This is a genomic window from Cohaesibacter haloalkalitolerans (genome assembly GCF_003574655.1).
Taxonomy (GTDB): Bacteria; Pseudomonadota; Alphaproteobacteria; order Rhizobiales; family Cohaesibacteraceae; genus Cohaesibacter; species Cohaesibacter haloalkalitolerans.
Genome location: NZ_QNUM01000006.1, coordinates 405,260 through 430,716, shown reverse-complemented (window position 1 = coordinate 430,716; position 25,457 = coordinate 405,260). Strand labels below are relative to the sequence as shown.

15 protein-coding genes are annotated in these 25,457 nt (G+C 59.0%); 7 read left to right on the top strand and 8 right to left on the bottom strand.

The genetic code is table 11. The features are described from left to right. Positions 1-183: 183 nt before the first annotated feature. The 5 genes from DSL70_RS17100 to DSL70_RS17080 form a co-directional block, all read right to left on the bottom strand. Complete coding sequence (locus DSL70_RS17100; RefSeq protein ID WP_119309161.1) at positions 184-1,644, bottom strand: glucosamine inositolphosphorylceramide transferase family protein; 1,461 nt, start codon at positions 1,642-1,644, stop codon at positions 184-186. A 90-nt stretch (positions 1,645-1,734) separates the two neighbouring features. Then, positions 1,735-2,892, bottom strand: a complete 1,158-nt coding sequence (locus DSL70_RS17095; protein WP_162916836.1) for a glycosyltransferase family 4 protein — start codon at positions 2,890-2,892, stop codon at positions 1,735-1,737. A gap of 30 nt (positions 2,893-2,922) precedes the next feature. After that, the gene (locus DSL70_RS17090) at positions 2,923-4,338 is read right to left on the bottom strand and encodes a lipopolysaccharide biosynthesis protein (protein WP_119309159.1); all 1,416 of its coding nucleotides are present in this window, start codon (positions 4,336-4,338) and stop codon (positions 2,923-2,925) included. Between the two features lie 338 nt (positions 4,339-4,676). Continuing rightward, positions 4,677-5,474, bottom strand: a complete 798-nt coding sequence (locus DSL70_RS17085; protein WP_119309158.1) for a YdcF family protein — start codon at positions 5,472-5,474, stop codon at positions 4,677-4,679. 3 nt (positions 5,475-5,477) lie between these two features. After that, positions 5,478-6,185 carry an SDR family oxidoreductase gene (locus tag DSL70_RS17080; RefSeq protein WP_119309157.1) on the bottom strand — a complete coding sequence of 236 codons (708 nt, stop codon included), beginning with the start codon at positions 6,183-6,185 and terminating at the stop codon, positions 5,478-5,480. Positions 6,186-6,602: 417 nt separating this feature from the next. Between DSL70_RS17080 and ahcY the strand changes: the two genes are divergently transcribed. The 7 genes from ahcY to trxA all read left to right on the top strand — a co-directional run bounded on the left by ahcY (position 6,603) and on the right by trxA (position 21,406). Next, positions 6,603-7,994, top strand: coding sequence for an adenosylhomocysteinase (gene ahcY / locus DSL70_RS17075; protein ID WP_119309156.1), 1,392 nt, complete (start codon positions 6,603-6,605; stop codon positions 7,992-7,994). A gap of 528 nt (positions 7,995-8,522) precedes the next feature. Further along, the gene (locus DSL70_RS17070) at positions 8,523-11,270 is read left to right on the top strand and encodes a PAS domain-containing sensor histidine kinase (protein ID WP_162916834.1); all 2,748 of its coding nucleotides are present in this window, start codon (positions 8,523-8,525) and stop codon (positions 11,268-11,270) included. Positions 11,271-11,611: 341 nt separating this feature from the next. Continuing rightward, a complete protein-coding gene (gene tsaE / locus DSL70_RS17065; RefSeq protein ID WP_162916832.1) occupies positions 11,612-13,216 on the top strand; it encodes a tRNA (adenosine(37)-N6)-threonylcarbamoyltransferase complex ATPase subunit type 1 TsaE in 1,605 nt (534 codons plus the stop codon). A gap of 132 nt (positions 13,217-13,348) precedes the next feature. Then, positions 13,349-14,092 (top strand): nucleotidyltransferase family protein, encoded by a 744-nt coding sequence (locus DSL70_RS17060; protein WP_205563307.1) that lies wholly within the window; start codon positions 13,349-13,351, stop codon positions 14,090-14,092. Between the two features lie 182 nt (positions 14,093-14,274). After that, on the top strand, positions 14,275-17,397 hold the full coding sequence (gene addB, locus DSL70_RS17055; protein ID WP_162916830.1) for a double-strand break repair protein AddB: 3,123 nt from the start codon (positions 14,275-14,277) through the stop codon (positions 17,395-17,397). Position 17,398: 1 nt separating this feature from the next. After that, positions 17,399-20,959, top strand: coding sequence for a double-strand break repair helicase AddA (addA, locus tag DSL70_RS17050; RefSeq protein WP_162916828.1), 3,561 nt, complete (start codon positions 17,399-17,401; stop codon positions 20,957-20,959). A gap of 129 nt (positions 20,960-21,088) precedes the next feature. Beyond that, positions 21,089-21,406: a thioredoxin gene (gene trxA / locus DSL70_RS17045; RefSeq protein WP_119309151.1), complete on the top strand. Its 318-nt coding sequence runs from the start codon at positions 21,089-21,091 to the stop codon at positions 21,404-21,406. Positions 21,407-21,699: 293 nt separating this feature from the next. Here the strand turns inward: trxA and DSL70_RS17040 are convergent, their stop codons facing one another. From DSL70_RS17040 to accD, 3 genes are all read right to left on the bottom strand, one after another. After that, positions 21,700-21,855, bottom strand: coding sequence for a DUF1127 domain-containing protein (locus tag DSL70_RS17040; protein WP_119309150.1), 156 nt, complete (start codon positions 21,853-21,855; stop codon positions 21,700-21,702). Positions 21,856-22,463: 608 nt separating this feature from the next. Beyond that, positions 22,464-23,774 carry a bifunctional folylpolyglutamate synthase/dihydrofolate synthase gene (locus DSL70_RS17035; RefSeq protein ID WP_119309149.1) on the bottom strand — a complete coding sequence of 437 codons (1,311 nt, stop codon included), beginning with the start codon at positions 23,772-23,774 and terminating at the stop codon, positions 22,464-22,466. 276 nt (positions 23,775-24,050) lie between these two features. Further along, on the bottom strand, positions 24,051-25,091 hold the full coding sequence (accD, locus tag DSL70_RS17030) for an acetyl-CoA carboxylase, carboxyltransferase subunit beta (protein WP_119309148.1): 1,041 nt from the start codon (positions 25,089-25,091) through the stop codon (positions 24,051-24,053). Positions 25,092-25,457 lie beyond the last annotated feature (366 nt).

The following is a 25,457-nucleotide window of genomic DNA, read 5'->3' as shown; positions in this document are numbered from 1 at the left end:
GAAGGGATGGTATTGAGTTTTAGTTAACCATAAGCCGCAATCACGCGTAGTCGCAGGATGGTGCGGCGGCCTGCGTGTGCCCGGACAAGCTGTATTCCACGCCACTTGTCCCGGTGATGTCACATGGATCAGGGCAGCTCCAAGAGCTGTCCGTGCAAAGGTCTCTGGCCCCTCCCTGTCCCGTCAGTCGTCCGATGCGGGGCGGTAGAGCCAGTTGGTGATGGGTTTGAAATAGTGCGACCGCGGCCGCAGCACGGCACCATCGATGACTTCCAGATTACCGGCCCGGTTCAACGTGTGCAGCTTGCGCCCCGGCCACAAGTCATTGGCCGTCAGCTTCGTGATGCTCTGCTGCTCATATTTCTCCGGCGTCAGTTCGGTCACCTCGACCAGCTGCATACGCCAGCCATAGGAATGGCTGCAATCCTGCACCGGGCGGCAGAGCCTGCCGTTGCGGATGACAAAATTCCCTGCCGGACGGGCTGTTGCCCTGTCTACAAGCACCGGGTTCTGCGCATGGGGCAGCCAGGGGCCGAACAGATCCTCGGCGTAAAAAATCGACAGGCAATCGGAATATCCGCCGCCGCCATCGCGCGTCACACAGAACAGCCACCAGCGTCCCTCATGTCTGGTGATGGTCGCATCGGCTGCGTCGATGTCGCTCAGGATCGTCTTGAAGGGCTTCCAGCCGAAGGGAAAGTTGCTGCTCTTGTAGAGCGTGATCTTTCGGTTGGCCGAAGTTTCCGGGATCATGTAGGTCTCTCCCTCATACTCGATAAGGAAGGGGTAGGAGAGATGGAACGGTTCCTCAAGGCATGGCTTTATGGGGCCAGCGGGGCCATTCTTCTCCATCTTGACGACTGAAATGATGCCCTTTTGGGTCTTGTGATCCAGATCCTCGAAAAACAGGTAATGGTTGCCACCCTTTTTCCAGGGGACAGGATCCGCATAAAAATGGTTGTTTCGATCGTCAAGCACGCTCCAGGGCTCGCCGTCAAGCGACAGACTGCTCCAGACGTCCTGACCGGTCACCCAGCGCCACCCCACACGCCAATGGCTTGGCAGGAACAGGCGATAGTAGATCTGCTTAACGAAGCGGGTGACGACCATCTTGAAGATCCACTTGGCCACATCCTTCAGGCCTGGCCAGTCGGCTTCTACCTTGCTGAGCGGATGGAGCCACCTGTCCGGATGGTTGATGTAAGCCAGTATAAGCGTAATGACCCTTGCATAGGTCTGTTCCATCGCCCCGGAGAGCCCCTTGGCCAGTTCCGGTGACGGATTGCCCGTTGCGACAATCGCGCCAGTCTGATCAGAAAGGGCAATCTGCGGCATTCCCCCGTGCATGATCGACCCAATGAGGGCCTTTTCAGACGGAAAGCCGTTGAACAGCAAGGTGAGAGTGGTCTTGCCCCGAGGCGCGTTGCCATCACCCACCAGATCGATCACAAGATCGAACCCGGCAGACCGATCGGCAGCGGGCGCTACGGCTTCCAGCATCTCTGGCGGCAGGGGCGATGCGGCATGCGGCTTCCCCTTGAACAGGTAATGATTTTCGAAATCCAGCACACGTGCAATGCGCGACGGCTGACCTGCGGCAGCGGACCGACAGGTGTGAGCCTCTGCCTGAAATTTCTTTGACATCCGTTCAACCAGCAGCCTGTGCCAACTTCGGCTGCATGACGGGTCAAAATAGAGGCAATATCTCATTGACCTCGAATCCCCCAATTTGAATTAGTTCGCTTCGGTCATATCCAATACGAGCTGATCATAGCGCGCCACCATGGCCCCCATGGAATAGAGGGTCTTCAGCGCACGGCTCGCTTCCGTCAGTTGATCGACCAGCGTCTTGTCCCGCAGCAGCTTGCGGATCGGTTCCGCATAGCTGTCCGGATTATTGCTGTCTGCAAACAGGGCACAGGGGCCCAGATCGGTTTTCATAACCTCTCTTAGCACTGGAATGTCATTACATACAATCGGTAGTCCTGCCTGAGCCGCCTCTACAGCCGCAAGTCCAAAGGTTTCTGCCTCGGTCGGAAACAGAAAGATGTCCATGGCGGCAAGCAGATCACCAACCTGTTCGGACTCCATTTCCCCCGTGAAATGAGTTCGATCTTCCACGCCAAGGTCGCGGGCAACGGACCGAAGGCGCATTTCATCCGGCCCCTGCCCGCCAAGGACCAGGTGCCAGCATTCGTTGAAAGTCAGGGCGTGAATGGCGACATCCAGCCGTTTGAGCCGGTTCAGTCGGGCGACCGACCCCAGCATGATGACATCATCGGGCAGACCGAAGCGGGCCCGAGCCTCCGCCTTGCTCAACTGGGAGCTCTTGTCCTTGAACCCATGCGGCACGTGAATGATGCGCCGGGTGTAGGCAGCAGGAAAATCCTTGTATTCCCCTGCGGTATCGACCGAGTTGACCGTGATGACATCATAGAGCCCGATACGGCCCCAGAGCTTGTCGATGCGGCGAATGGTGTCGTTCATGGTCGCCTGAGCCGAGACCTGATTGGCGATGACATGACGCACACCGGCAAGGCGGGCCGCCGGGGCACCGAACAGATTGCCGTAATGCTGGAAGGTCAGCACCACATCCGGCTTCAATGCCCGGATCTGGAAGATCAGCTTGATCAGAAACATGAGCAGCGCAAAGGGATTGCGCGGGCGTTTCTCCACCGTAAAGGATGTATCCGGGGCATCGTCGAAAGCGTCGGTCTTGCGATAGAAAAACAGGTGATGGATGTCATAGCCCTTGGGCGTTAAGCCTTCCCCCAACAGACGGGAGATCTCCTGTGCACCGGCGTTTTCGGCCTGTGTCTGGATGAAGAGAAGCCTGATCGGGCGTTCCGCCTGCGCAGCTTCAGCCGTCGCATCCGGAGACGTTTCGGTCAATGATTGGGCCATGTTGGTCAAATGAGTACCTCATTGGCTGTCAGGAATATGATTTGCTTCTTGAAACCGGGTTGGCGGCTCATCTCTGCTCTCGACGATGAACCGCATGATGGAGGAATCCATGCCAGTGAGGCTACGGCAGAAATAATTGGTCAGCCAGGCCATGACGACCATGACCACGCAGGAAACCACAGCCGCCCCCAGAATGCCGAAATGCGGCACAACGATGAAGAAACCGGCGACGCGCAAGATGACCGAGGCCGTGACAATGGTGACATAGCGCCCCTCGTGGCCGGTCAGCATCAAAAGGGCAGGCGCTGCGCCATTGGCCGCCGTCATACCCGTTCCGATCGCAAGGATCAGGAAGATCCAGTAATAGTCGGCATAGGATCGCCCGAAAATCATCAGCATATAGTCGCCGCCAATGACAACGGCGGACATGCCGACAAGCACGACGATCAGGCTCATGCCTGCCATCAGGTTCAACGTGTGCTTGAGTTCGGGGATGTTGCGTGAGAAATAGAGCGATGGCACCCGCCGCGTTCCGAAGGTATAAAGGCCACTGGTCGCCAGCGCGAAGGCATTGGCCAGCCGCACGGCCACGAAATAGGCCCCTGCCGAGATCGGATCAAGCAGCATGCCGATGATGAAGACCTCCATATGCTGGTTGGAAACTTCCATGATGGAAGCCAGCCAGAAGCGAACGGAGCGCGGTGTCCATTGCTTGACATCATAGTCAGCGACGACATCATCTCCGATCTGCTTTTTGACCTCTTTGCTGACGGCGAAGGCCTGGGTGGCAACCACAAAGGCCAATCCAAGAGCAAAGACAGCGAGAATTTCGGTGCTGGTAACCGGATGGCCGACAAACAGGCTGATGATCAGGAACACCACGGCAAATGCGCGCCAGGTGAACTCGTAGTGACCATCGGCCATGCGGATGCCAACAATCGCCCGCGTGGCGTGTGAGCTGTAGAGGGCAAGGGTGTTGCCAACCAGAAAGGCTATGGAGGCAAAGGCCATCATGTGCCCTGTCTTGATCGTCTCTCTGAAAATGTTGGTGTCCATTTCGAACGCAACCCAGAACAGGGTGCAAATGAACACGACGCCCCCGATGGAGACATACCATCCATAACGCAGGGCTCCCAGCGCCAGACCGGGTCTGTTGTCGGAGAGATATTCACTCCAGGACCGGACAACCTGCATTTCCTGACCGGAGGCCGCCACGATCGACAGAATCGACAAGGCAGAAAAGAGAATGGAGAAGCGCCCGAATTCCTCGGCCCCGGCGGCGTTGGCCGCCAATGAAAACAGCGCAAAGGCAATACCGGCGCTCGCGACCTTCAACACCATGGTGCCGAAAATGCCACGCGCGTCCCTGTTTCCCATCAGTTGCCGGATTTTTAGCCTTATCCCCGAGAGGGGCAATTGAGCCGTTTCTGTCATTGACTGTATACCTGTTAACTCCCGAAAACCTCGGGAGATGATCGCCGCACCGGTAGACACTCCATCCCAGAATACCGTTTATTCGATCCCGTCCCAGTGAGTGAGTATTAGTTGGTTTTAAAAAATATTCGGTTACGCAACATGATTAACAGAATGATAATCGAACCGTTCTGATTTTAGGTTTAACGATGTACTGACAAAAACAGACCCGGTTGCAAAACGCAACAGAAGCCGCGCATCAGCAATCCGCAACAGCCCCGCAAGGGGGACTGACATCGCGAATAGGCACGCAGAAGAAGGAAAGGGCGCAATCCGCAGACCGGCGCCCCGTCAGACGATCAGCGCCCCGTCAGGGAATAGGCCAGCAGGCCCACCAGTTCCTTGATCGTCAGATCTGCCCGTTCGAGCTTGCCGCCGGGATACCAGCTGAATGGCTGGCTGGACAGGTTGGTGCGATGGTCGACCGGATCGGGAATGAGATCGGTCCAGCCTGCCGTCTCGAAGCTGTTCATGGCGCGCAGCATGTGGAAGCCGCTGGTGATCAGAACCCAGCGTTTGTGCCTGTCCTCCCCCATGAGACGGGAGGAAAAGAGAGCATTTTCAGCCGTGTTGCGTGATTTGGTCTCGATCAGGATACGCTCAGACGGCACCCCCATTTCGACCAGCAGGTCACGGGTCATTTCCGCCTCGCTGGCGCCATCGTTGCCCAGCACGAGATCAAGGGGCGAAGCGTTGCCCCCCGAAATCAGGATCGGACAATCAGGAAACATCCGGGCAAGCCGGACGGCTTCCGTGATGCGTTCTCCGGCGTGGTTGAATTCCGGCTGCTGCCAGTGTTCGGAGTGGCTGGTGATGATGCTGCCCCCGAGCACGAGGATGCCGTCCACCGGCTTGCCGTCGGTCAGGTCAGGGTTGGCCGGATAGGCGGTCTCGAGCCGTGCCAGCACAACATCCGTCAACGGAGACAGGGCCAGCGCCAGAATGACAAAGGTGATCGCCAACAGCCATTTGGCTGGCACAATGGCACCGGAGAAGAGCGCGATCAGGCTGAACAGGGAGCCCAGAAACAGCCAACTCTCGACCAGCAGCAAAAGGCCGACAATCTTGGAGAGAATGAAAAAGGCGGTTCCCATCATGATCTACCAGCCATGGGGTTCGCCGTTCCATTTGAAGAAGCCGCCATTGTCGGCTTGTGTGGCCTTCTCAATGGTGGCGGCGATTCCTGCTGCGCTTTCAGCAGGGGTGATCTGGGCATATGGTCCGCCCATGTCGGTTTTCACCCAGCCCGGATGCAGGAGAATGCAGATCAGTCCGTCGGCGGCCACTTCCTGAGCCAGGATAGACATCACCTTGTTGACGGCGGCCTTGGACGAGCGATAGGCATATTGCCCGGTGCCCTCGTTGCAGATGGCCCCCATCTGGCTGGAGATGGTCGCGATTTTGGCACCGTCTGCGGCCTTGAGCTGGGGCAGCAGGGCTTCGGTCACCCGCAGAGGTGCCATGGCGTTGACCGCAAAAGTCTCGGCCCATGCATCATAATCCATGTCATCCCGCGACTGGTGCTTGCTGCCCTTGATGCCCGCATTATTGATCAACAGGTCGACCGGCTGACCATCCAGAGTCTTGGCCAGAGCCTCGGCCAGAGCGTCAACCGAAGCCTGATCGGTCACGTCGAGCGTGTGCAGCGTGATCCGGCCAAGATTCGCCGGAACCAGCGCGCGCAGGGCGTCTGCCTTTTCCGGCTGGCGGCAGCAGGCATGGACATGCCAGTTTCCCTCGGCGAGATAATGACTGACGAGCGCCAGACCGACGCCTCTGTTGGCTCCGGAAATGATGCAATGTTTCATGAGTGGCTCTCCTTGAATTTGGCAATAGTGGTGTCTGTCCAGAAAAATATGGTGCTGGCAAACCGGTTATGACGTCGACAGACCAAGGCGGGACAATGCTGGCGGTCCCGGACGGGGAACTCAAGATCTTTTTGTGCGGACCTTCGAATGGTTGATCATGGCTGCACAAAAATGGTGCCAATAAGGCAGTGGCCAGCGGGTGGCGTCCGGTCTTTCGATGAACGGCTTCATACTCCCTCAATCATATCCCTTCAGTCATATAAAGAATTCTTTATATCCTTATTGCCTTGTACTTCGATGCAGGGTATAGCTGTTGCAAAATCGAGCAGGCAATCCGGCGCTGATGATGCCCGGCCTGCTCGCAGAGATCAATTGGACCCGTCCACGAGTGTATGGTCCAGGACTTGAGGTATTACAATGGCTGATTTTGTCGTCAAAGATCTGTCCCTGGCTGACTGGGGACGCAAGGAAATTACCATCGCCGAAACCGAAATGCCCGGCCTGATGCAGACCCGCGCCGAATATGGCCCGTCGCAGCCGCTGAAGGGCGCACGGATCACCGGTTCCCTGCACATGACCATTCAGACCGCAGTTCTGATCGAGACGCTGACGGCACTGGGCGCTGAAGTGCGCTGGGCCACCTGCAACATCTTCTCCACCCAGGACCACGCAGCCGCCGCGATTGCTGCCACCGGCGTGCCGGTCTACGCCGTCAAGGGCGAGAGCCTCGTGGAATACTGGGACTATGTAGACCGCATCTTCGACTGGCCGGATGGAAAAGGCCCGAACCTGATCCTCGACGATGGCGGCGACGCAACCATGTATGTTCTGCTCGGTGCCAAGGCTGATGCCGGTGAAGAGATCATCCCGAACCCCGGCAACGAGGAAGAGGAAGTGGTCAAGGCCCAGATCATGAAGCGCGCCAAGGCCACCCCGGGCTGGTTCACCAAGATCCGTGACGGAATCCTCGGTGTTTCCGAAGAAACCACCACCGGCGTTCACCGTCTCTATCATCTGGCCAAGGCTGGCGATCTGCCCTTCCCGGCGATCAACGTCAACGACTCGGTCACCAAGTCCAAGTTCGACAATCTTTATGGCTGCCGTGAATCCCTCGTTGATGGCATCAAGCGCGCAACCGACGTGATGATTTCCGGCAAGGTCGCCGTCGTTGCCGGCTTTGGCGACGTGGGCAAGGGTTCGGCTGAGTCCCTGCGTTCCCAGGGAGCCCGCGTCGTGGTCACCGAAATCGACCCGATCTGCGCCCTGCAGGCCTCCATGCAGGGCTATGAAGTGGTCACCATGGAAGACGCCGCTCCGAAGGGCGACATTTTCGTGACCACCACCGGCAACAAGGATGTCATCACCCACGACCATATGCGCGCCATGAAGGACCGCGCCATCGTCTGCAACATCGGCCACTTCGACAGCGAGATCCAGATCGGCGCGCTCAGAAACTACAAGTGGCACAATGTGAAGCCGCAGGTCGATGAAGTGGAATTCCCCGATGGCAAGCGCATCATCGTGCTGGCTGAAGGGCGTCTGGTCAACCTTGGCTGCGCCACCGGCCACCCGTCCTTCGTGATGAGCGCCAGCTTCACCAACCAGACCCTCGCCCAGATCGAGCTGTTCCAGCGTCACGACCAGTATGGCAAGGACGTTTACGTGCTGCCAAAGGCTCTCGACGAGAAGGTTGCGATGCTGCATCTGGAAAAACTGGGCGTCAAATTGACCAAGCTCAGCAAGGAACAGGCCGATTACATCGGCGTGCCTGTGGAAGGACCGTTCAAGCCGGACCATTACCGCTATTAAGCACATCCTTAACGAAATGTTAAGGAATGGCGAAAATCCAACGGGTTAACGCCTTAACAGCAATCATTTGAAATGAAGCGCCCCTATTCCGATGTGAAAAGGGCGCTTTTTTTTGGCCAAATTTTCACGCGGACTCTTCTGCCCGAGTCGCGGAAAGGTTAATGTAAAGTGATTCGATTTGGATCGGAGGAGGCCCCGGTTCAAATCCCGAAATGGCGTAGTTTCAAGCAGTATCCGATATGTTGGGCCTGAGGCTTTTCCTCTGTTTGTTTCATTCAGGGGCCGATGGAGGAGTCTGAGTCTTTTCCGGATTCCGGTTGCCAATGACGTGACTGCTGTTACTGCAAAGACGAGTGTGAAAGTGCGTTCCGGTCATGGTGTGTTGGGCACCTTCAAGGACCAAATGGGCAGAGTGATCGGTGCATGCCGATCATGCGCAGTGCCCTTCCTGAGGGAAGGCGTGGCGCGACGGGTGAAAGAATGAACGACCGGGAATCGGTCTTTCGGAGCGGCGAAAGGACGAGCAAGATGCCGAAAAACGGCCTGTTCGGAAACATAACAAAACCCCATCGTCCCGATCCTTTTACGGACGGCACGCCTGATCAGGACGACCAGACCGACGCACAGGCAACGGAAATCCTGTCCAGTTCCCTTCTTTCCAACCTCCTGCACCCGGCGCAGTTTCTCACCTCTCTGCCGCTGTCCCTGTCTCTTTCCCTTGCCCTCTCGCTGACGCTTCCTGTCATTGTGCTGGCGGGTGTATCAAGTCAGTCCCTACCCGAAGCGGAAGGCGCTAGCGAAAATCTGCTGGCCGGAGAGTTGCTGCCGTCAATCCCGGCACTGATCGAACGCCCGACCAATTCCCTGACCGAATCTTTCGGCGGCAATCCGATGCAGTGGGAACTGCTCGGGCTGGCACTGATCTGCGCTCTGGCGATTTTCGTGCTGATTGCCGGCTGGGCTGTCATCCGCGAGCGCCGTCGTAGTCGCACCCGCCTGATGTCGGCCATGGAAGCCATCCAGACATTGCAGACCAAACTGGATCGCTCCGAAAGTCTTCTCAACGCGACCGACCAGTTGCTGATCATCTGGAACGGCAAGGACCAGCAGCCGATTGTCACCGGCAATCTGGTGACCAACGATCATCTCGTGCCGGTCGGCAACGCCATTCTGGCCTTTGGCAACTGGCTACAGGTGGACAGCGTTCAGGACATCGAAAAAGCCATCGGCACCCTGCGCGCGACCGGACAGCGCTTTGTCCAGTCGGCCCAGACGCTGAATGGCAATCTGGTGGAATTTCGTGGCCGCACATCCGGCGGACGGGCGCTCGTCCAGCTGCGCATTCTGGAAGGCGACGAGCACGACCGTGTGCGGATGGAACATGAGGCCGCCCGCCAGCGCAAGGAACTGTCGCGTCTTGCCACCCTGCTCAACAGCATGCCGATGCCGGTCTGGTCTCGCGATGAAGATGGCCAGTTGACATGGGCCAATGATGCCTATGTGCGGGCCGTCGACGGCAAGTCCCTTGAGGCTGTGCTTGAAGATCAGATCGAACTTCTGGATCAGCGAGGCCGGGAGGCGGTTCTTCAGATTCACGAGCGCCGTAGCCAGTCGGGTGGCAATAAGGATCTGGCCGTCAAGCGGCTGCCGATCATTGCGGAAGGCAAGCGCAAGATCTTCGACGTCACGGACATCTATCAGCACCCGGGTTCTGTCGGTATCGCAACGGACGTTTCCGATCTGGAGGACGCCGAGAAGGCCCTTGATCGCATGCACCTGTTCTATGCCAACACGCTGGACCAGTTGACGACGCCGGTTGCGATCTTTGATTCCTCACAGCAGCTGCAATTCTACAATGCCGCCTACAGCAGCCAGTTCAAGCTGGACCCGGCCTTCCTTGACACCAATCCGGACGAAAATGCGATCCTTGAAAAGCTGCGCATCAACCGCAGCCTGCCGGAACAGGCCAATTTCCACGAGTGGAAGAAGAAGTTCCTTTCCTCCTATCGCGACGTGGAAGCACACGAGCACTGGTGGCACCTGCCCGACGGCCAGTCGCTGCGCGTCATTGCCGCTCCCAATCCGGACGCAGGCGTCATCTATATCTTCGAGAATGTGACCGAACGTCTGGACCTTGAAAAACGCTACAACGCCCTCATCCGCATGCAGAGCGAGACGCTCGACCATCTCAACGACGGCGTCGTGGTGTTTGGTTCCGATGGCCGCTTGCGCATGTCCAACCCCGCCTTCAGTCGCCTGTGGGACTTCCAGAATGATCAGCTCGAAGGCCAGCCCCATGTGGCTGCCGTGCTGGAACTGTGCCGCCGGAAATATGATTCCACCAAGGTCTGGGCGACCCTCATCGGCAGTGTTGTCGGCCTTGAAGACAAGCGCGAGGGCGTGATCGGCCGGATGGAATGCGTTGACGGACGGTTCCTCGATTATGCCTCCATCCCGCTGCCCGACGGCGCGACCATGATGACCTTTGTCGATGTCACCGGCAATGTCACCGTCGAACGCAGCCTGCAGGAACGCAACGAAGCCCTGCTCGCCGCCGACCAGCTCAAGAACACCTTCATCCAGCATGTGTCCTACGAGTTGCGCTCGCCCCTGACCAACATCATCGGCTTCACCGAGCTTCTGACCAGCGAATCTTTCGGCTCGCTCAACGAACGCCAGCGCGAATATACCGACCACATCATGACCTCCAGTTCGTCGCTGCTGGCCATCGTCAATGACATTCTCGATCTGGCGACCATCGATGCGGGCATCGTCGTGCTTGATCTTGATCAGGTGGACCCGGTCGACTCGATCCGGGCTGCAGCAGAGGGCCTGCAGGACCGGCTTGCCGAAAAGAACATCCGTCTCGACATATCGGTTGCCGAGAATATGGGCGAGTTCACCGGCGATCAGAAGCGGGTGCGGCAGGTGCTGTTCAATCTCATTTCCAACGCCATTGCCTTCTCGGACCCGGATTCAGATATCTCCATTGTGGCAGAACGGACACCGATGGACATCCTGTTCACGGTCAGCGACAAGGGCTGTGGCATGCCGGAAAATTATCTCGATTCCGCCTTTGACCGTTTTGAAAGCCGGGCTTCCGGCAATGGCCGTGGTGGCGCCGGTCTCGGCCTCTCCATCGTCAAGAGTTTTGTCGAACTGCATGGTGGCAAGGTGACCATCGCCAGCAACGAGGGAAAGGGTACGAGCGTAACCTGTAGCTTTCCCATTGAACCTAAAATAGACGCCCGCTCGACCACCGCCGCAGCTGAATAGCCCGGCGACAGCGCGACACTGAAATCGGGGCCATCACGGCCCTTTTTTCATGGCAAGCTCTTGGCCCTTCTGATGGCCCTTCTGATGACCCTTCGCGTAGACTGCCCGTAAGGTCTTTTCCGGGTCAGTCGCCCTGCCGGGTAGCCTTCTGCAGCCAGTTGCCCACACCTTGCGAGACCCGCGCCTCACTCATGGCTCTCATTCCACCAATGCGCCCTTAGTTTTTCACCATAAGAGTCGACAAGTGGCCCTTTCCTGCTATATCCAGTGGCCAGAACAAAGGTTCGAGCATAGCTTCGAACGCAGCTTTGCTTTTCTTCGCGCAGATTGCAGGATGCCTGATGGCTGACCGAACATCCTTACCGTCTCAAGAGACCCACGGCTGGTCCTTTGTGTTTGACCGGCTGTCGGAAGCAGCAAGTGCGGCGCTGGCGTCCGATCTTGCGCCCCTGCTCGCCTGTGGTGATGTTGTTGCGCTTTCCGGCGATCTGGGCATGGGCAAGAGCAGCTTTGCCCGCGCCCTTTTGCGCGCCCGGGCCGGTGATCCATGGCTTGAGGTTCCCAGCCCGACCTTCACACTGGTGCAAGGTTATGCCATGCCCGATGAAGACGGGGAAACCTCGCTTGAGATCGCCCATTTTGATCTCTATCGAATCAGCGACAGCGAAGAGCTTTACGAAATCGGCTTCGAAGAGTCATGGGAAACCGGCGCGGCGCTAGTCGAGTGGCCAGATCGCGCCGATGATCTGTTGCCGCCCTCATGCCTCTGTCTGTGCTTTGCGGCAGGAGAGAGCGACGCGGCCCGCACCCTGACCATCGTGGGCAATGATGTCTGGCGGGAACGGCTCATGCGCCTTTGCCAGAAACGCCGGTTGCTGATTGATGCCGGTTGGGGCGATGCCCTGCGCCACCCCATCGCCTCAGACCTCTCCCCTCGCAGCTATGACCGGGTGTTGCGCCCGCAGGATCCGTTTGCCGAGACATCGGATCATCCCGAAGAGCTGCAACAGACCGCAATCCTGATGGACATGCCGGAGCGGCAACCGGGGCCATTGCTGCCAGACGGCAGGCTTTATGATCAGGTCGCCCATCGGGTCACTGCCCTTGCCCCCATGCTATCGATTGCCGAGAGGCTGGAAGCCATGGGTCTCAGGGTGCCTCACCGCTTCGGGGCCTCCGTTGAAGACGGCCTGATGCTGTGGGAGGATTTCGGCGGCGTGACGCTGGCCGAGGGCCCGGAAGAGCCCGTCAATGCCCGCTATCTGGCAACAGTTTCGGCCCTTGCCCATCTGCACCAGCAGCCCCTGCCGACCCGGTTCGAGGGCACGGGTGGTAGCCACACGCTTTCTCGCTACGACCACAATGCTTTCGAGATCGAGCTTGATGTCTTCCTTGACCATTACTGGCCGCATGTCCATGGCAGAGCCTGCCCGGAAGAGAAGCGCACCGAATTCAAGGCGCTCTGGCTCCCGCTCCTCGACCAGATCACCGCCGCAGAGCAGGTTCTCGTGCTGCGCGACGTGCAGGATCCCAACTGCTTTTGGCTCGGAGCAGATGCTGGCGAAGGGGCCATCGGCTTCATTGATTTTCAGGATTGCCTCATCGGCCCAGCGGCCTATGACCTTGCCGCGCTTTCCATGGATGCCCGGGTGACCATCCCGGCCTCACTGGAACAGGCAATGCGCACCCATTATGTGAGCCTGCGCGGCTTTGATGCCGCAACTACTGCCACCTTCACCGAGACCTATCACATCATTGCCGCCCAGCGCACCTCCAAGAATCTCGGAGCGTTTGCACGGGCAGCCAATCAGGCTGGACGGACCGGCTATCTTGCCCATGTGCCGCGCAGTCTAGACTATCTTTCACGCGCCATTGACCACCCACTCCTTGGTGCCCTGAAGCGCTGGTACGAGGCCGAAGGCCTGCTACCGGCAACCGACCACTAACCTGCCCTGATGCGTTTGACCTTGTCCCAAGGTTCCCAAGACGTATCAGGCTCAACATGATAACCCAAGCCGAGCCTCGGTGCCCCTGTTGCGTCACTGAGGGACAATAACGACAAAAGCACGGACAGAACCATGAACACGCTCAACCGCCCAAAAACCGGAATGATCCTCGCCGCCGGAATGGGAAAACGCATGCGCCCCCTTTCTGCGATTACACCGAAACCACTGATCAACGTGGGTGGCCGAGCGATCATCGACCGACCGTTGACTGCGCTGGCTCGGGCCGGGGTGACCCGCACCGTTATCAACGTGCATTATCTGGCCGACCTTGTCGACGTCCACGTCCGTCAGTATGACGATTTCGAGATTGTCATTTCCGACGAGCGGGACACCCTGCTGGAAACCGGCGGCGGCGTCGTCAATGCCCTGCCGTTGCTGGGGGAAGACCCATTCTATCTTTTGAACTCCGACAGCTTCTGGATGGAAGGCTCCGTTCCAAACCTTGATCTGCTGGCCCATTACTGGATGGACGACACCATGGATGGCCTGCTGCTGCTGGCTCCGACCGTCACCGCCGTCGGCTACAAGGGCCGCGGCGACTTCCTGCTCGACCCCTATGGCCGCCTGCGCCGTCGCAAGGCACACGAAGTCTCGCCCTATGTCTATAGTGGTGCCGCGATTCTGCACCCGCGCCTATTCAAGGATTCCAAGAAAGACGTCCACTCGCTCAACAAGGAATTCGACCAGGCCATCGAGAAGGGTCGCCTCTATGGCCTGATCATGGATGGCACCTGGATGCATGTCGGCACGCCACGGGATATCCGCTGGGCTGAACGCGCCCTCAACGAGAGCGCAACCGGTGGACGCCTGCCCTGAAATTGCCTTGACCTGCCTTGCGTCTTGAGGCGAACTGTCCTCAAATGGGCGACAATTGAATCGGCTGATCGGAGCGCTCCGGTCAGCTGATGGCATTTGTTCTGCCCTTGCACGACGTGAGTCTTGCGGCCAATGCCGAACGACCAAGCGCCCAACGGGGTACTCAAGGGGGAGAAACAGGGATGAGCAGAGCGGCGAATGTTTTTACCATCTCCCCTTCCAGCTCCTTTCTGGAAACCCTGATCGATGCGATGATCGACGGACGGCTGGTCGAGGGCTTCAGCGCCAGGAACCCGTCCGACCTCAGCCGCGCCATCCTCTATGTGCCGACGCGCCGCACCGCCGACGCCCTCAAGGAAGCCTTTCTGCCGCATTTGCGCAAGCGGGGCTGGCAAAGTGCCATTCTGCCGAAAATCCACGTCATCGGCGAGGCGGATGAGGATCTGCTGCCCTTCAAGGTGGCGGCCAGCAGCGACGCTTCGTTCCGCAAGCTGCCCACCGCCATGGATTCCATCGAGCGCCGCCTGACCATGACCCGGATGGTGCATCACTGGGCGCAGAAGGTTGACCACGCCCTGATGGGGCTCACGCCGGATCAACCACTGCATGTCTCGGCCCGCCCGACTGATGCGGCCTATCTGGCCATTGATCTTCTTGCCCTTATCGATGCCGTGCACCGCGAGCGCTCCGATTGGGCCTATCTCAACGATCTGGTGCCTGAGGATTACGGCGCCTTCTGGCAGATGAGCCTCGACTTCCTGAAAATCGCCACCGCCACATGGCCAGAGCATCTCAAGGCACTGGAGCTTGTCGATCCGGTGGAGCGGCGCAATGCCGTGCTGGCAGCGGAAATCATGGCGATCGGCCAATATGACGGCCCGGTCATTGCTGCGGGCTCGACCGGTTCCATTCCCGCCACCGCCGACCTGCTGGAAGCGGTTGCCCGCCATCCGCAAGGAGCGCTCATTCTGCCCGGACTCGACACCGGTCTTGATGAGGCAAGCTGGCAGGCCATCGGCCGTCTGCATCCTGAAACCGGCGAAGCCGAACCGTCTGCCGGGCATCCCCAGTTCAACCTCAAGCAATTGCTTGACCGCATGGCGTTGCAGCGCGCGGACGTGACCCAGCTCTCCGACGTCGCCTCCGCGCTCGCGCTGCGCGAGAGGCTGGTCAGCGAGGCCTTGCGCCCGGCTGAAACCACCGAACACTGGCAGACAAGCCTTGAAGCGATCAGCCACGCTGACCGGGCGCTGGCGCTCGACAACGTGACACTGGCCGAGGCGGGCAACGAACAGGAAGAGGCGCGCATAGCCGCTCTTGCACTGCGCGAGGTGCTGGAACGCCCCGGCGCCCGCACGGCGCTTGTCACCCCGGATCGGGCGCTGGCGCGACGGGTTCTGCTCGAACTCAAGCGCTGGGGGATCACCGTTGAAGACACCGCAGGCATGCCGCTGGCCGAAACACCGCCCGCGCTGCTGATGCGCCTGATGATCGATTGCGTCGTCAATGGCTTCGATCCGGTCAAACTGCTGGCACTGATGAAGCATCCGCTGGCTTCGTTCGGCATGCCCCGCGCCGATGTGCGACGGGCTGCCCGCTTTCTCGAATTGCGCGTGCTGCGCGGGCCGCGCCTTGGTGATGGCCAGAAGCCCCTGCTGGATGAATTTGCCCGCAAACGCGACGCTGAACAGAAGCGGCTCGGCGCGGATGGGGCGCTGCCGGAAACCTGGGCCCTCACCGCGCAGTTGCTCGACCAGCTTGTTGCAGCGGTCGCCCCGCTGCTTGCCCTTGTGGATGCCGAGGAGGAGCCTTCCTTTGCCGATTGGCTTGCATCCGTGATTGCCGCCCTTGAGGCGGTGGCGATGGACCGGGACGGGACGCCCGACCGGCTCTATGACGAGGCCGCAGGGCGATCGATGCAGGATTTCTTTGACCGGGCCTCCTTGGCAGCTACCATTGCCTCCGACATGACACCCAGCGATCTGGAGCCGTTTCTGGTGGCCCTGATGTCCGGCGAGACGGTGCTGTCACACGGCGAAGGCGACCAGCGGGTGCAACTGCTCGGAACGCTGGAAGCGCGCCTGCTTGATGTGGACAGGGTCGTCATCGGCGGGCTGAACGAGGGCTCATGGCCAGCCGAGACCAAGACCGACGCCTGGCTTTCCCGGCCGATGCGCGCCCAGATGAAACTGGAACCGCCTGAACGCCGGATTGGCCTCGCCGCCCACGACTTTGCCCAGGCCATGGGACGGCGCGAAGTCGTGCTGGTTCGTGCTGTCAAGACGGGCGGCTCGCCGAGCGTGCCAAGCCGCTGGCTACAGCGTCTGGAAGCAGTCGCCGGACCCGAGGCGCGCGACGCCATGCACAAACGGGGAGACCTGCTCACCCGTTGGGCCCGGCAACTGGATGCGCCGCGCCAGCCGGTCACGATCGAGCGCCCCGCCCCCTGCCCGCCGCTCGAGGCACGCCCCCGCTCGCTCTCGGTCACCGAAATCGAGACATGGGTGCGCGATCCCTATGCCCTCTATGCCAAGCATGTGCTGGGTTTGAAAGTTCTCGACCCCATAGGGTCTGCTCCGGGGGGAGCGGAAAAGGGCTCGATCATTCACGACATTCTGGGGGCCTTCACCGAAGAATGGACCGGCCCCTTTGATGACAGCGCCGTCGAGCGCCTTCTCCAACTTGGCCGTGAGGCCTTTGTCCAATGGGAAAATTTCCCCGAGCTTCTGGCCTTCTGGTGGCCCCGCTTCGAGCGCATCGCCCGCTGGTTCGTGCTCGACTGGGAGGCGCCCCGCGCCGATGGCATTGCCGGGCGTCATGCCGAGATTTCCGGGCGCATCACCCTGCCGATGCGCGGCGGTGACTTCATCCTCAGAGGCCGTGCCGACAGGCTCGATGTTACCGTTGACGACAGGCTCGAAGTCATCGACTTCAAGACCGGCCAACCGCCCTCCGCCAAGCAGGTGCTGCTCGGCTTTGCCCCACAGCTGGCGTTGGAAGGCTACATGGCTAAGCTCGGTGGGTTTGACACCATCCCCCGCGGCATCGAAGTCGGCAACATGGAATGGATCCGCCTGTCCGGTGGACGGGACGCTGGCGAGCGCAAGCCCGGCGTCGAAAAGGACTATGCCGCCGAGGATGTCGTCGAGCTGGTAGGCAAACGCCTTCTGGGGCTGATTGCGGCCTATGACGATCCGGCAAAAACCTATCCATCGCGAGCCCGCCCGATGTTTGAGCGTTTCGAGAGCCCGTATGATCATGTGGCCCGCGTCAAGGAATGGGAACAACAGGGAGGAGAGGACTAACATGGCCATGCAGATTCCTCTCGAGACACAGGAAGCCCAGTCCCGCGCATCGGATCCGGAAAACTCGGCCTGGGTGAGTGCCAATGCCGGGTCGGGCAAGACCTTCGTGCTGGCTCGCCGCGTCATCCGGCTGTTGCTGGCAGGCACCGAACCCTCCAAGATCCTCTGCCTCACCTTCACCAAGGCGGCTGCGGCGGAGATGTCGAACCGTGTGTTTCGCCAGCTCAGCGGCTGGACCGAACTCTCAGACGATGCGCTGCGGCAGGAGCTGACCAGCCTTGACGGCAAGCGGCCCAGCGATCCGCAGTTGCAGCGGGCGCGTCGCCTGTTTGCGCGGGCGCTGGAAACGCCGGGCGGGCTGAAGATCCAGACCATCCATGCCTTCGCCGAACGGCTTTTGCATCAGTTCCCGCTCGAGGCCAATGTTCCGGCCCATTTCGAGATTCTCGATGACCAGCTGGCCTCAGAGCTGCTGGATGCATCGCTCGCCCATGTGATGCGGGCCGCCCGCCTCGAAATCCGGCCCCAATGGACGGCGGCACTCGGCCTGCTGATCAATCACATGGGCGACATGGATATTCAGGGCGCGCTCATCTCGGTGGTGCGTGACCGCGAAGGCTTTGGCCGTTTCATGGAAGGTGCTGAAATCTCCGACCCCGGAGCCGGTTCCACGGGCCTTGAGGCGGCGGTAGCCAGTCTGGCGGCGGCACTCGGGCTTGAGGCGCGCGACTCTCTGGCTTCGCTTGATGCTGCCATTCCGTTCGGGCCGGACTTTGCCGCAGGCTATCTCAGCGCGCTGGCACCCCTGTTTGAAACCGGCGGCAAGCGGGACCAGGCGCAGGCCGGGCTGATGCGCGCGCTTCTTGCCCACCCACCACTTGGCGAGCAGATCAGCCTCTGGCTTGAGCTGTTCCGCAAGAAGGACGGCAAGGCCAAGGCCCTGTCCTACATGGCCTCGAAAAAGACGATCGAAGGCGACCTCGGCCTTGAGGGTGCCATCGAGCGGGAGCAGACACGGCTCGACGCGCTGTTTGACAAGCGCAACGCTCTTGTGACTTTGGAAGTCAGCCGGGCGCTCTTCACGCTGGCCGAAGGGGTGATCGGCTATTACGAACGGGCCAAGGCGGCCCGCGGGCTGATGGATTTCGAAGATCTGATCCTCAAGGCGGCCCAACTGCTGCGCCCGGTGCGGGCTGCGGCCTGGGTGCATTATAAGCTGGATCAGGGCATCGACCATATTCTGGTTGATGAGGCGCAGGACACCAACCCCCATCAGTGGGAAATCATCCAGCAGCTCGGAGAAGAATTTTTCTCTGGCGACAGTGCAAGGGACGTCAATCGCACGATTTTTGCCGTTGGCGACGAAAAGCAGTCAATCTATTCCTTTCAGGGTGCCAAGCCAAAATGGTTCGCCGACATGCGCCGGCACTTCGGTCGTCAGGCCGAACGCGCGGGAAAGCCCTTCCATGATATCAAGCTGCGGCTGTCCTTCCGCTCGACGCCACATGTGCTCAAATCGGTCGATCAGGTCTTCTCGTCGGCAGCCACCTATGAGGCGCTGTCTTCGGACAAGCAGAAAACCGACCATGAACCGATCCGCGGGCGCGATCCCGGCCTTGTCGAGGTCTGGCCACTTTATGAGCGCACCGAACCAACCATGGACGAGGACTGGGCCAAGCCGCTGGATGCACAGGGCGACGCCGACCCGCAGGTGCGGTTGGCAAAGGACATCGCTCGAACCATACGCCATTGGCTCGATACCGGTCAGCATCTGGAAGGCAACGGGCGCAAGATAACTGCAGGGGACGTGCTCGTTCTGGTGCGCAAGCGCGGGGCGTTCGTCAACGCCGTCAACCGGGCGCTGAAGGAGGCCGGACTGCCGGTGGCAGGTGCCGACCGGCTGGCGCTGCTCGACCATATCGCGGTGATGGATCTGTTGGCGCTGGGCGACATCATGCTGTTGCCTGAGGATGATCTGTCGCTGGCTGCGGTGCTGCGCAGCCCGCTGTTCGGGCTGTCGGACGAGCGCCTGTATGACCTCGCCCATGAGGCGGGTGGACGCTCGGTAAGCCTCTGGGATATCTTGCGAAAACGCGCCGATGCGGGGGCTGTGGGTGATGAGGATTTCGCCGCGATATTTGCCCAGCTCAGCCGCTGGCAGGGGCAGATCGACTTCCAGCCACCATTTGATTTCTTTGCCCAGATTCTTGGCCCCGAAGGCAAGCGCCGGGCCTTCATCGAACGCCTCGGGCCGGAGGCCGACGAGGTCATTGACGAGTTGCTGTCCCGTGCTCTCGATTTCGAGAAAAAGCAGACGCCAAACCTGCAGTCATTCCTTGCAGCCATGCGTCAGGGCGGTGCGGAGATCAAGCGTGACATGGGCGCTGCCGAAGGCCAGATCCGCGTGATGACGGTGCATGGCTCGAAGGGCCTTGAGGCACCGATTGTCTTTCTGGTAGACGGCACTGGCAAACCGGCCAATGCCAGACATCACCCGCATCTTGTGGACCTTGAGACCCCCGATGGCAGTCCGAATCTGAAGGTCTGGAAGGCTTCTTCCGCCAACCAGCCAGCGCCTGTTGCCGCCGCGCTGTCGCGCCTTGATGCGGAAGCAGAAGAGGAGTATTTGCGGCTGCTCTATGTCGGCATGACCCGCGCCGAAGACCGGCTTTACCTTACCGGCTACACCGGAGTACGGGCACCGGCCGAGAACTGCTGGTATGAGGTCACCCGCCGGGCACTGTCGGAAGACTTGCAGGAAGTGCCGCACCCGGTCACCGGCGACCCCATCTATCGCTGGCACCTTGCAGGCAATTTCCGCGACCGGGAGGCCACTGAGACGACTCCGGCTTCCAGCGCCACTGACGGCGAAGTGCTGCCCGACTGGCTGTTCCGCAAGGCGAGTGAACCACCACGCCCGACGGCCCTGTTGCAGCCTTCGAAGGCAGCAGAAAAGATCGAGGCCGAACGCGGTGGTCCGCAGCTTGTGGCCAGTGGCAGCAGCCACAGCCCCGTGTATGACTGGGAACCGCGTAGACGGGGCACGATCATTCACGCCCTCATCGAGAACCTTCCTCAAGTTGCTGAAAATGAACGAAAAATAGCGGGTCTCTCGTATCTTTCCCATGTTGCCAAAGACATGCCGGAGACAGCGCGCATTGCCGTTCTGGATGAGGTTTTACAGCTCTTGTCCAACCCGGATTTCGCTGATCTGTTCAGCCCGGACAGCCTTGCTGAAGTGGCCATCGCCGGTGTTGTAACCGTTGCTGGGGAGGACCACACGGTTTCCGGCCAGATCGACCGGCTGGTCGTGCTTGAGGACAGGGTGATCATCGTCGATTACAAGACGAATCGCTCCGTACCGCCGTCGCCCGAGGCGATTCCCCTGGCCTATCGCAGCCAGATGGCGCTTTATGCCCGGCTGTTGGAGCCACTTTATCCGGGCAAGACTGTCGAAACCCTGTTGCTGTGGACTGCCGAGCCAAGCATAATGCAGGTTTCCAAAGGCTTGCGGCAATCTGCTCTCGATGAGATTGGCGTCAATCGACCTATTGCTCCTTGACGAAGGAAAGGCGAATACCTACCTTCAGAACAACAGCCCAATATTCAAATATCAATGAATATTGATAGAAACCAGCCCGGATCCGTTCGCTTGTGGAGTTCGGTGGGGCGCATTGGAAAGAGGCACAAGATGGCTATCGTAAATGCAACCGACGCAACCTTCACTCAGGAAGTTCAGGGCGATGTTCCTGTTGTTGTCGATTTCTGGGCAGAATGGTGTGGCCCATGCAAGATGATCGCTCCGATCCTGGATGAAATCTCCAAGGAAAAGGAAGACAGCGTCAAGATCGTCAAGGTGAATGTTGACGAGAACCCGAACACCGCAGCCCAGTTTGGCGTGCGGTCCATCCCGACCCTGCTGCTCTTCAAGGGCGGAGAAGCGGTTGCGATGAAAGTGGGCGCTGCTCCGAAGAACGACCTGGTTCGCTGGATCGAAACCGGCGCCTGATTTCGCCCGCATACGACAAGAATTCCCGACCCGGTCAATATCAATTGGCCGGGTTTTTCGTATTTGAAACAGAGTGTCATGCAAAATGCGGGAAGAGAGGAGCCGTTTCGACCACAAAGGCAAGGCCCAGACAAACGAAAGCCCACCGGGGGAGGAGGTCCGGTGGGCTTCGTTGGAGGATCCAAAACTGGGAGGAGGTAGTTTTGGATCGTATCAGGCTTTGGGAGGAGGAAAAGCCTGAATTCTATGAAACTGGGGCTTTCGCTAAGACATGTTGTCAGCGAAAGACTTTTTTACTTAGTGATAGCAGCTTCGCGCGCAATTTCGCTGATGTCCGAACGCGAGATACCCAGATCGCTGAGATCGCGGTTGCTCAAACGGTTCAGTTCTTCAACGGTGTCGCGGTAGTTGCGCCACTGACGGTAGTTCTTCACAACGGTATTGATCATTGTCGTCATCCTTTGTTGCTATGTGGCTTGTTTGGTTTCTACTGCTTTTGAAAGCGCTTCGGAGTATTTCGTTTTAAAGTTCCTCATCGCTTTCATGAATATGTATATAGATCATGGCTCAAAATTTTACACCCCCCAAGTTTGCATAGCTGTCTTGTTGATCATGCAAATCCATAGGAACTGCAATTTTAGCCATGCATAAATCGCATGTTCCTTCCAGATAAAGAATTTTACTGTTATTTTTCAATATCTTAAAATTTCTCCGTCTTACGACCAATGGATTATGTATTTTCCACCGCCAACCAATTTGGGATGCCGTACGCCTCTGGTCCGGTGCAAATGCTTCGCAAAAGAGGGTAAAACGGCTTTGCAGCACCCCTCAATCCGGACAATTCACAGGCTCAAAAATGCAAATCAGGCATTTGCATCGATATAATTTTATTTGTTCTTGACGTGCAAAACCGCTTTTCCGGCACCAAAGCGTGCAGCCCTCCCGCAAAGACATGGCTCGCTGTTGCCCGGCAACAGCTTGCCGCAGCCATGGTGCCTCTTGCTATTGAAGCGCAGGACGGAGGATTGGGTTTGCAGGAGCCGTGTGACTCATGCAGTCATTGCGGCGGGGTGCCGTTGTCACGCAGGATGTTGCCAGCCAGATAGAGGGAGCCTGCGATCAGGATTCGGGGAGCCGGTTTCAAATTCATCAGCGTCAGACGCTTGAGCGCCTCGTCCACCGAACCGGCAGCGGAAGCCGGGATCCCTGCCTGCTGGGCGATCTGGGCAAGCTCAACCGGGTCGCGACCGGCGTCATTGCCGACGATCGGCACAGTGATGATGTCCTTGGCCAACCCCTTGAAGGGCGCAAAGTAGCCTGCCGGATCTTTGGTATTCAGCATGCCGACAATCATATGCAGCGGGCGCGGTGCCTTTTCTTCCAGATCAGCAAAGGCCGACGCAACAGCCAGCCCGGCATGAGGGTTGTGACCGCCATCGAGCCACAGCTCGACATCCTTGGGCAGTTGCTGCAACAGGGCTCCCGATGTCAAGCGCTGCAGGCGTGCAGGCCAGTCAACAGACGTCAGCCCTTTGGCGATCTGTTCATCGGTAATTTCGGGCATGACTTGCCTTGTGGTCGCAATGGCCACGCCAGCATTAGCAAGCTGGTGCCGCCCGCCAAGGCGGGGCAAAGGCAGATCCATCAGGCCACTTTCGCCCTGAAAGAGCAGACGGCCGTGTTCTTCATAGCTCATCCAGTCCTGCCCGCCGATGGCAAGAGGGCCTGCGCCAACCTTGGTCGCTTCCTCTTCCAGCACTGCACGCACTTCTTCTTCCTGTTGCGCCCATATGGCAGGAATGCCCTTTTTCATGATCCCGGCTTTCTCCCAGGCGATGCGGGAAATCTTTGAGCCGAAGAAGCCTTCATGATCATGAGCGATGGGGGTGATGACGGTTGCCAGCGGATCCACGATGACATTGGTCGCATCGAACCGCCCGCCAAGACCAACCTCAAGGATCAACAGATCGGCCGGGTGTTCCGAGAATAGCAGGAAGGCCGCGGTGGTGGTGATTTCAAAGAAGGTGATGGGCTCGCCGTCATTGGCAATCTCGCAACGGCGCAAGGCATCAAGCAGCGTCGCTTCGCTGACAAGGGTGCCAGCCAGACGGATGCGCTCGCAGAATCGCACCAGATGCGGCGAGGTATAGACGTGAACCGTCTTGCCAGCCGCTTCGGCGATGGCGCGCAGAAAAGCGGATGTGGAGCCTTTGCCATTGGTTCCGGCAATATGGATCGTCGGCGGCAGCGACAGCTGCGGATTGCCAAGCTTGGCCAGCAACCGCTCAATGCGGCCCAGCTCCAGATCAATACTCTTGGGATGGAGACCAACAAGGCGCTCCAGAATGGCTTCAGTTTCTTCGGTCATCGTCTTTGTCACTGTTCAGGTCGCACCGGTCAGCCCAGCGAGCACAGGGGGTATCGGGAGGGCTCCCCTGCCCTGCTCAGAGTCACTGGCCATTTTTGTCAGGCCCTTTAGGGGCCCATTGAGCCCTGAGGCCCAGAATCAAGAACATCCTGAGTTTTGAAAACGCAGGATGTTCCGTTGCTTGATCTCGATTGGGCTGCCAGCCGATGGAACAGCCAGCACAGCCGCGATAAGGGTCACCGGAAAGCGGCTTCATGAGGCGCCATGGTGCTGGCGTCATTCGGCCTTCTTGTCGGCGTCGCCTGATTTCTCTTTCTTGCCAGCAGGAGCAGCTTCGCGACCCTCGGCCTTGGCTGCACCGGCGCTCTTCTCGCCTTCGGCAGCGGCGGCCTTGGCAGGCAGTTCGGCCATGGCCTTTTCGATGGCAACCTGATCCGATGTCCGCTCTTCAGCGAGGTCCTCGGGCACATCGGTATTGGTAAAGAAGCGGCAAAGGCGTGCAATGACCTTCTTGAGGTCGTGGCGATGAACAACCATGTCCACCATGCCGTGATCCTTGAGATATTCGGCGCGCTGGAATCCATCCGGCAGCTTTTCGCGAATGGTCTGCTCGATCACGCGCTGCCCGGCAAAGCCGATGAGAGCCCCCGGCTCGGCAATGTGGATATCACCCAGCATCGCATAGGAGGCGGTCACGCCCCCCGTGGTCGGGTCGGTCAGAACGACGATATAGGGAAGGCCTGCTTCGCGCAGCGCCTGTACGGCGATGGTCACGCGTGGCATCTGCATCAGTGACAGGATGCTCTCCTGCATGCGGGCGCCGCCAGAAGCGGAAAACAGAATGAAAGGCGTCTTGTCTTCCACGGCCTTCATCATGCCCTTGATCAGCGCTTCACCAGCAGCCATGCCAAGGGTGCCGATCATGAAATTCGGGTCCTGGACGGCTGCGGTCAAGAACAGGCCTTCAACATCGCCCTGTGCCACCTGCACGGCGTCCTTGTAGCCTGTCTTGGAGCGCGCCTCTTTCAGGCGTTCCGAATAGCGCTTGATATCGCGAAACTTGAGCGGGTCATCAACGACCTCCGGGGCTTCCAGAAGCGTGTAGTCAGCACCGTCGAACAGATACTGGAACCGCTGGGCCGCGTTGATCCGCATGTGGAAGTTGGAATTGGGAACGACATACTGATTGTTTTCCAGATCACGATGGAACACCATTTCACCGGTGACCGGATCCTTGATCCAGAGATTTTCCGGGACATCCCGGCGATTCAAAAACGAACGAATTTTTGGTCGAACGACAGTGTTAATCCAGTTCACGAACCAATTCCTGACTTGAGCCTTGAAACAGTCTTGACGGGGAGGACCCCACATTTGCAACCCTGTCTTATCGCATTGCGACAAGGGATGCAATCTGATGGTCGCAAGGTCCGATATTTGTCTAGGCCTCGCCACCCATCCGCTGAACCGTCGCGCCTGGCAGACGATTGCCTCGCCTACCAGCAAAAGCCCTACCCGCAGAAGCTCTGGCACGGATTCATCGGAGTTTCAGCAGTAACACTCAATTGTGGTCAGGACACGCCCTATTTTACCACGCACAGCTTTTTTTCGCCTCACCCTTAACAGTGGCACAGCGCAGGCGTCAGCCGGAGAGCCGCTGACAGAGAAAAGCCCCGGTCAGAGCCG

Coding starts and splice junctions, on each gene's coding strand:
- DSL70_RS17100 (WP_119309161.1), bottom strand. CDS start 1,644: ATGTCAAAGAAATTTCAGGCAGAGGCTCACACCTGTCGGTCCGCTGCC.
- DSL70_RS17090 (WP_119309159.1), bottom strand. CDS start 4,338: ATGACAGAAACGGCTCAATTGCCCCTCTCGGGGATAAGGCTAAAAATC.
- DSL70_RS17085 (WP_119309158.1), bottom strand. CDS start 5,474: ATGATGGGAACCGCCTTTTTCATTCTCTCCAAGATTGTCGGCCTTTTG.
- DSL70_RS17080 (WP_119309157.1), bottom strand. CDS start 6,185: ATGAAACATTGCATCATTTCCGGAGCCAACAGAGGCGTCGGTCTGGCG.
- ahcY (WP_119309156.1), top strand. CDS start 6,603: ATGGCTGATTTTGTCGTCAAAGATCTGTCCCTGGCTGACTGGGGACGC.
- DSL70_RS17070 (WP_162916834.1), top strand. CDS start 8,523: ATGCCGAAAAACGGCCTGTTCGGAAACATAACAAAACCCCATCGTCCC.
- tsaE (WP_162916832.1), top strand. CDS start 11,612: ATGGCTGACCGAACATCCTTACCGTCTCAAGAGACCCACGGCTGGTCC.
- DSL70_RS17060 (WP_205563307.1), top strand. CDS start 13,349: ATGAACACGCTCAACCGCCCAAAAACCGGAATGATCCTCGCCGCCGGA.
- addB (WP_162916830.1), top strand. CDS start 14,275: ATGAGCAGAGCGGCGAATGTTTTTACCATCTCCCCTTCCAGCTCCTTT.
- addA (WP_162916828.1), top strand. CDS start 17,399: ATGGCCATGCAGATTCCTCTCGAGACACAGGAAGCCCAGTCCCGCGCA.
- trxA (WP_119309151.1), top strand. CDS start 21,089: ATGGCTATCGTAAATGCAACCGACGCAACCTTCACTCAGGAAGTTCAG.
- DSL70_RS17040 (WP_119309150.1), bottom strand. CDS start 21,855: ATGATCAATACCGTTGTGAAGAACTACCGTCAGTGGCGCAACTACCGC.
- DSL70_RS17035 (WP_119309149.1), bottom strand. CDS start 23,774: ATGACCGAAGAAACTGAAGCCATTCTGGAGCGCCTTGTTGGTCTCCAT.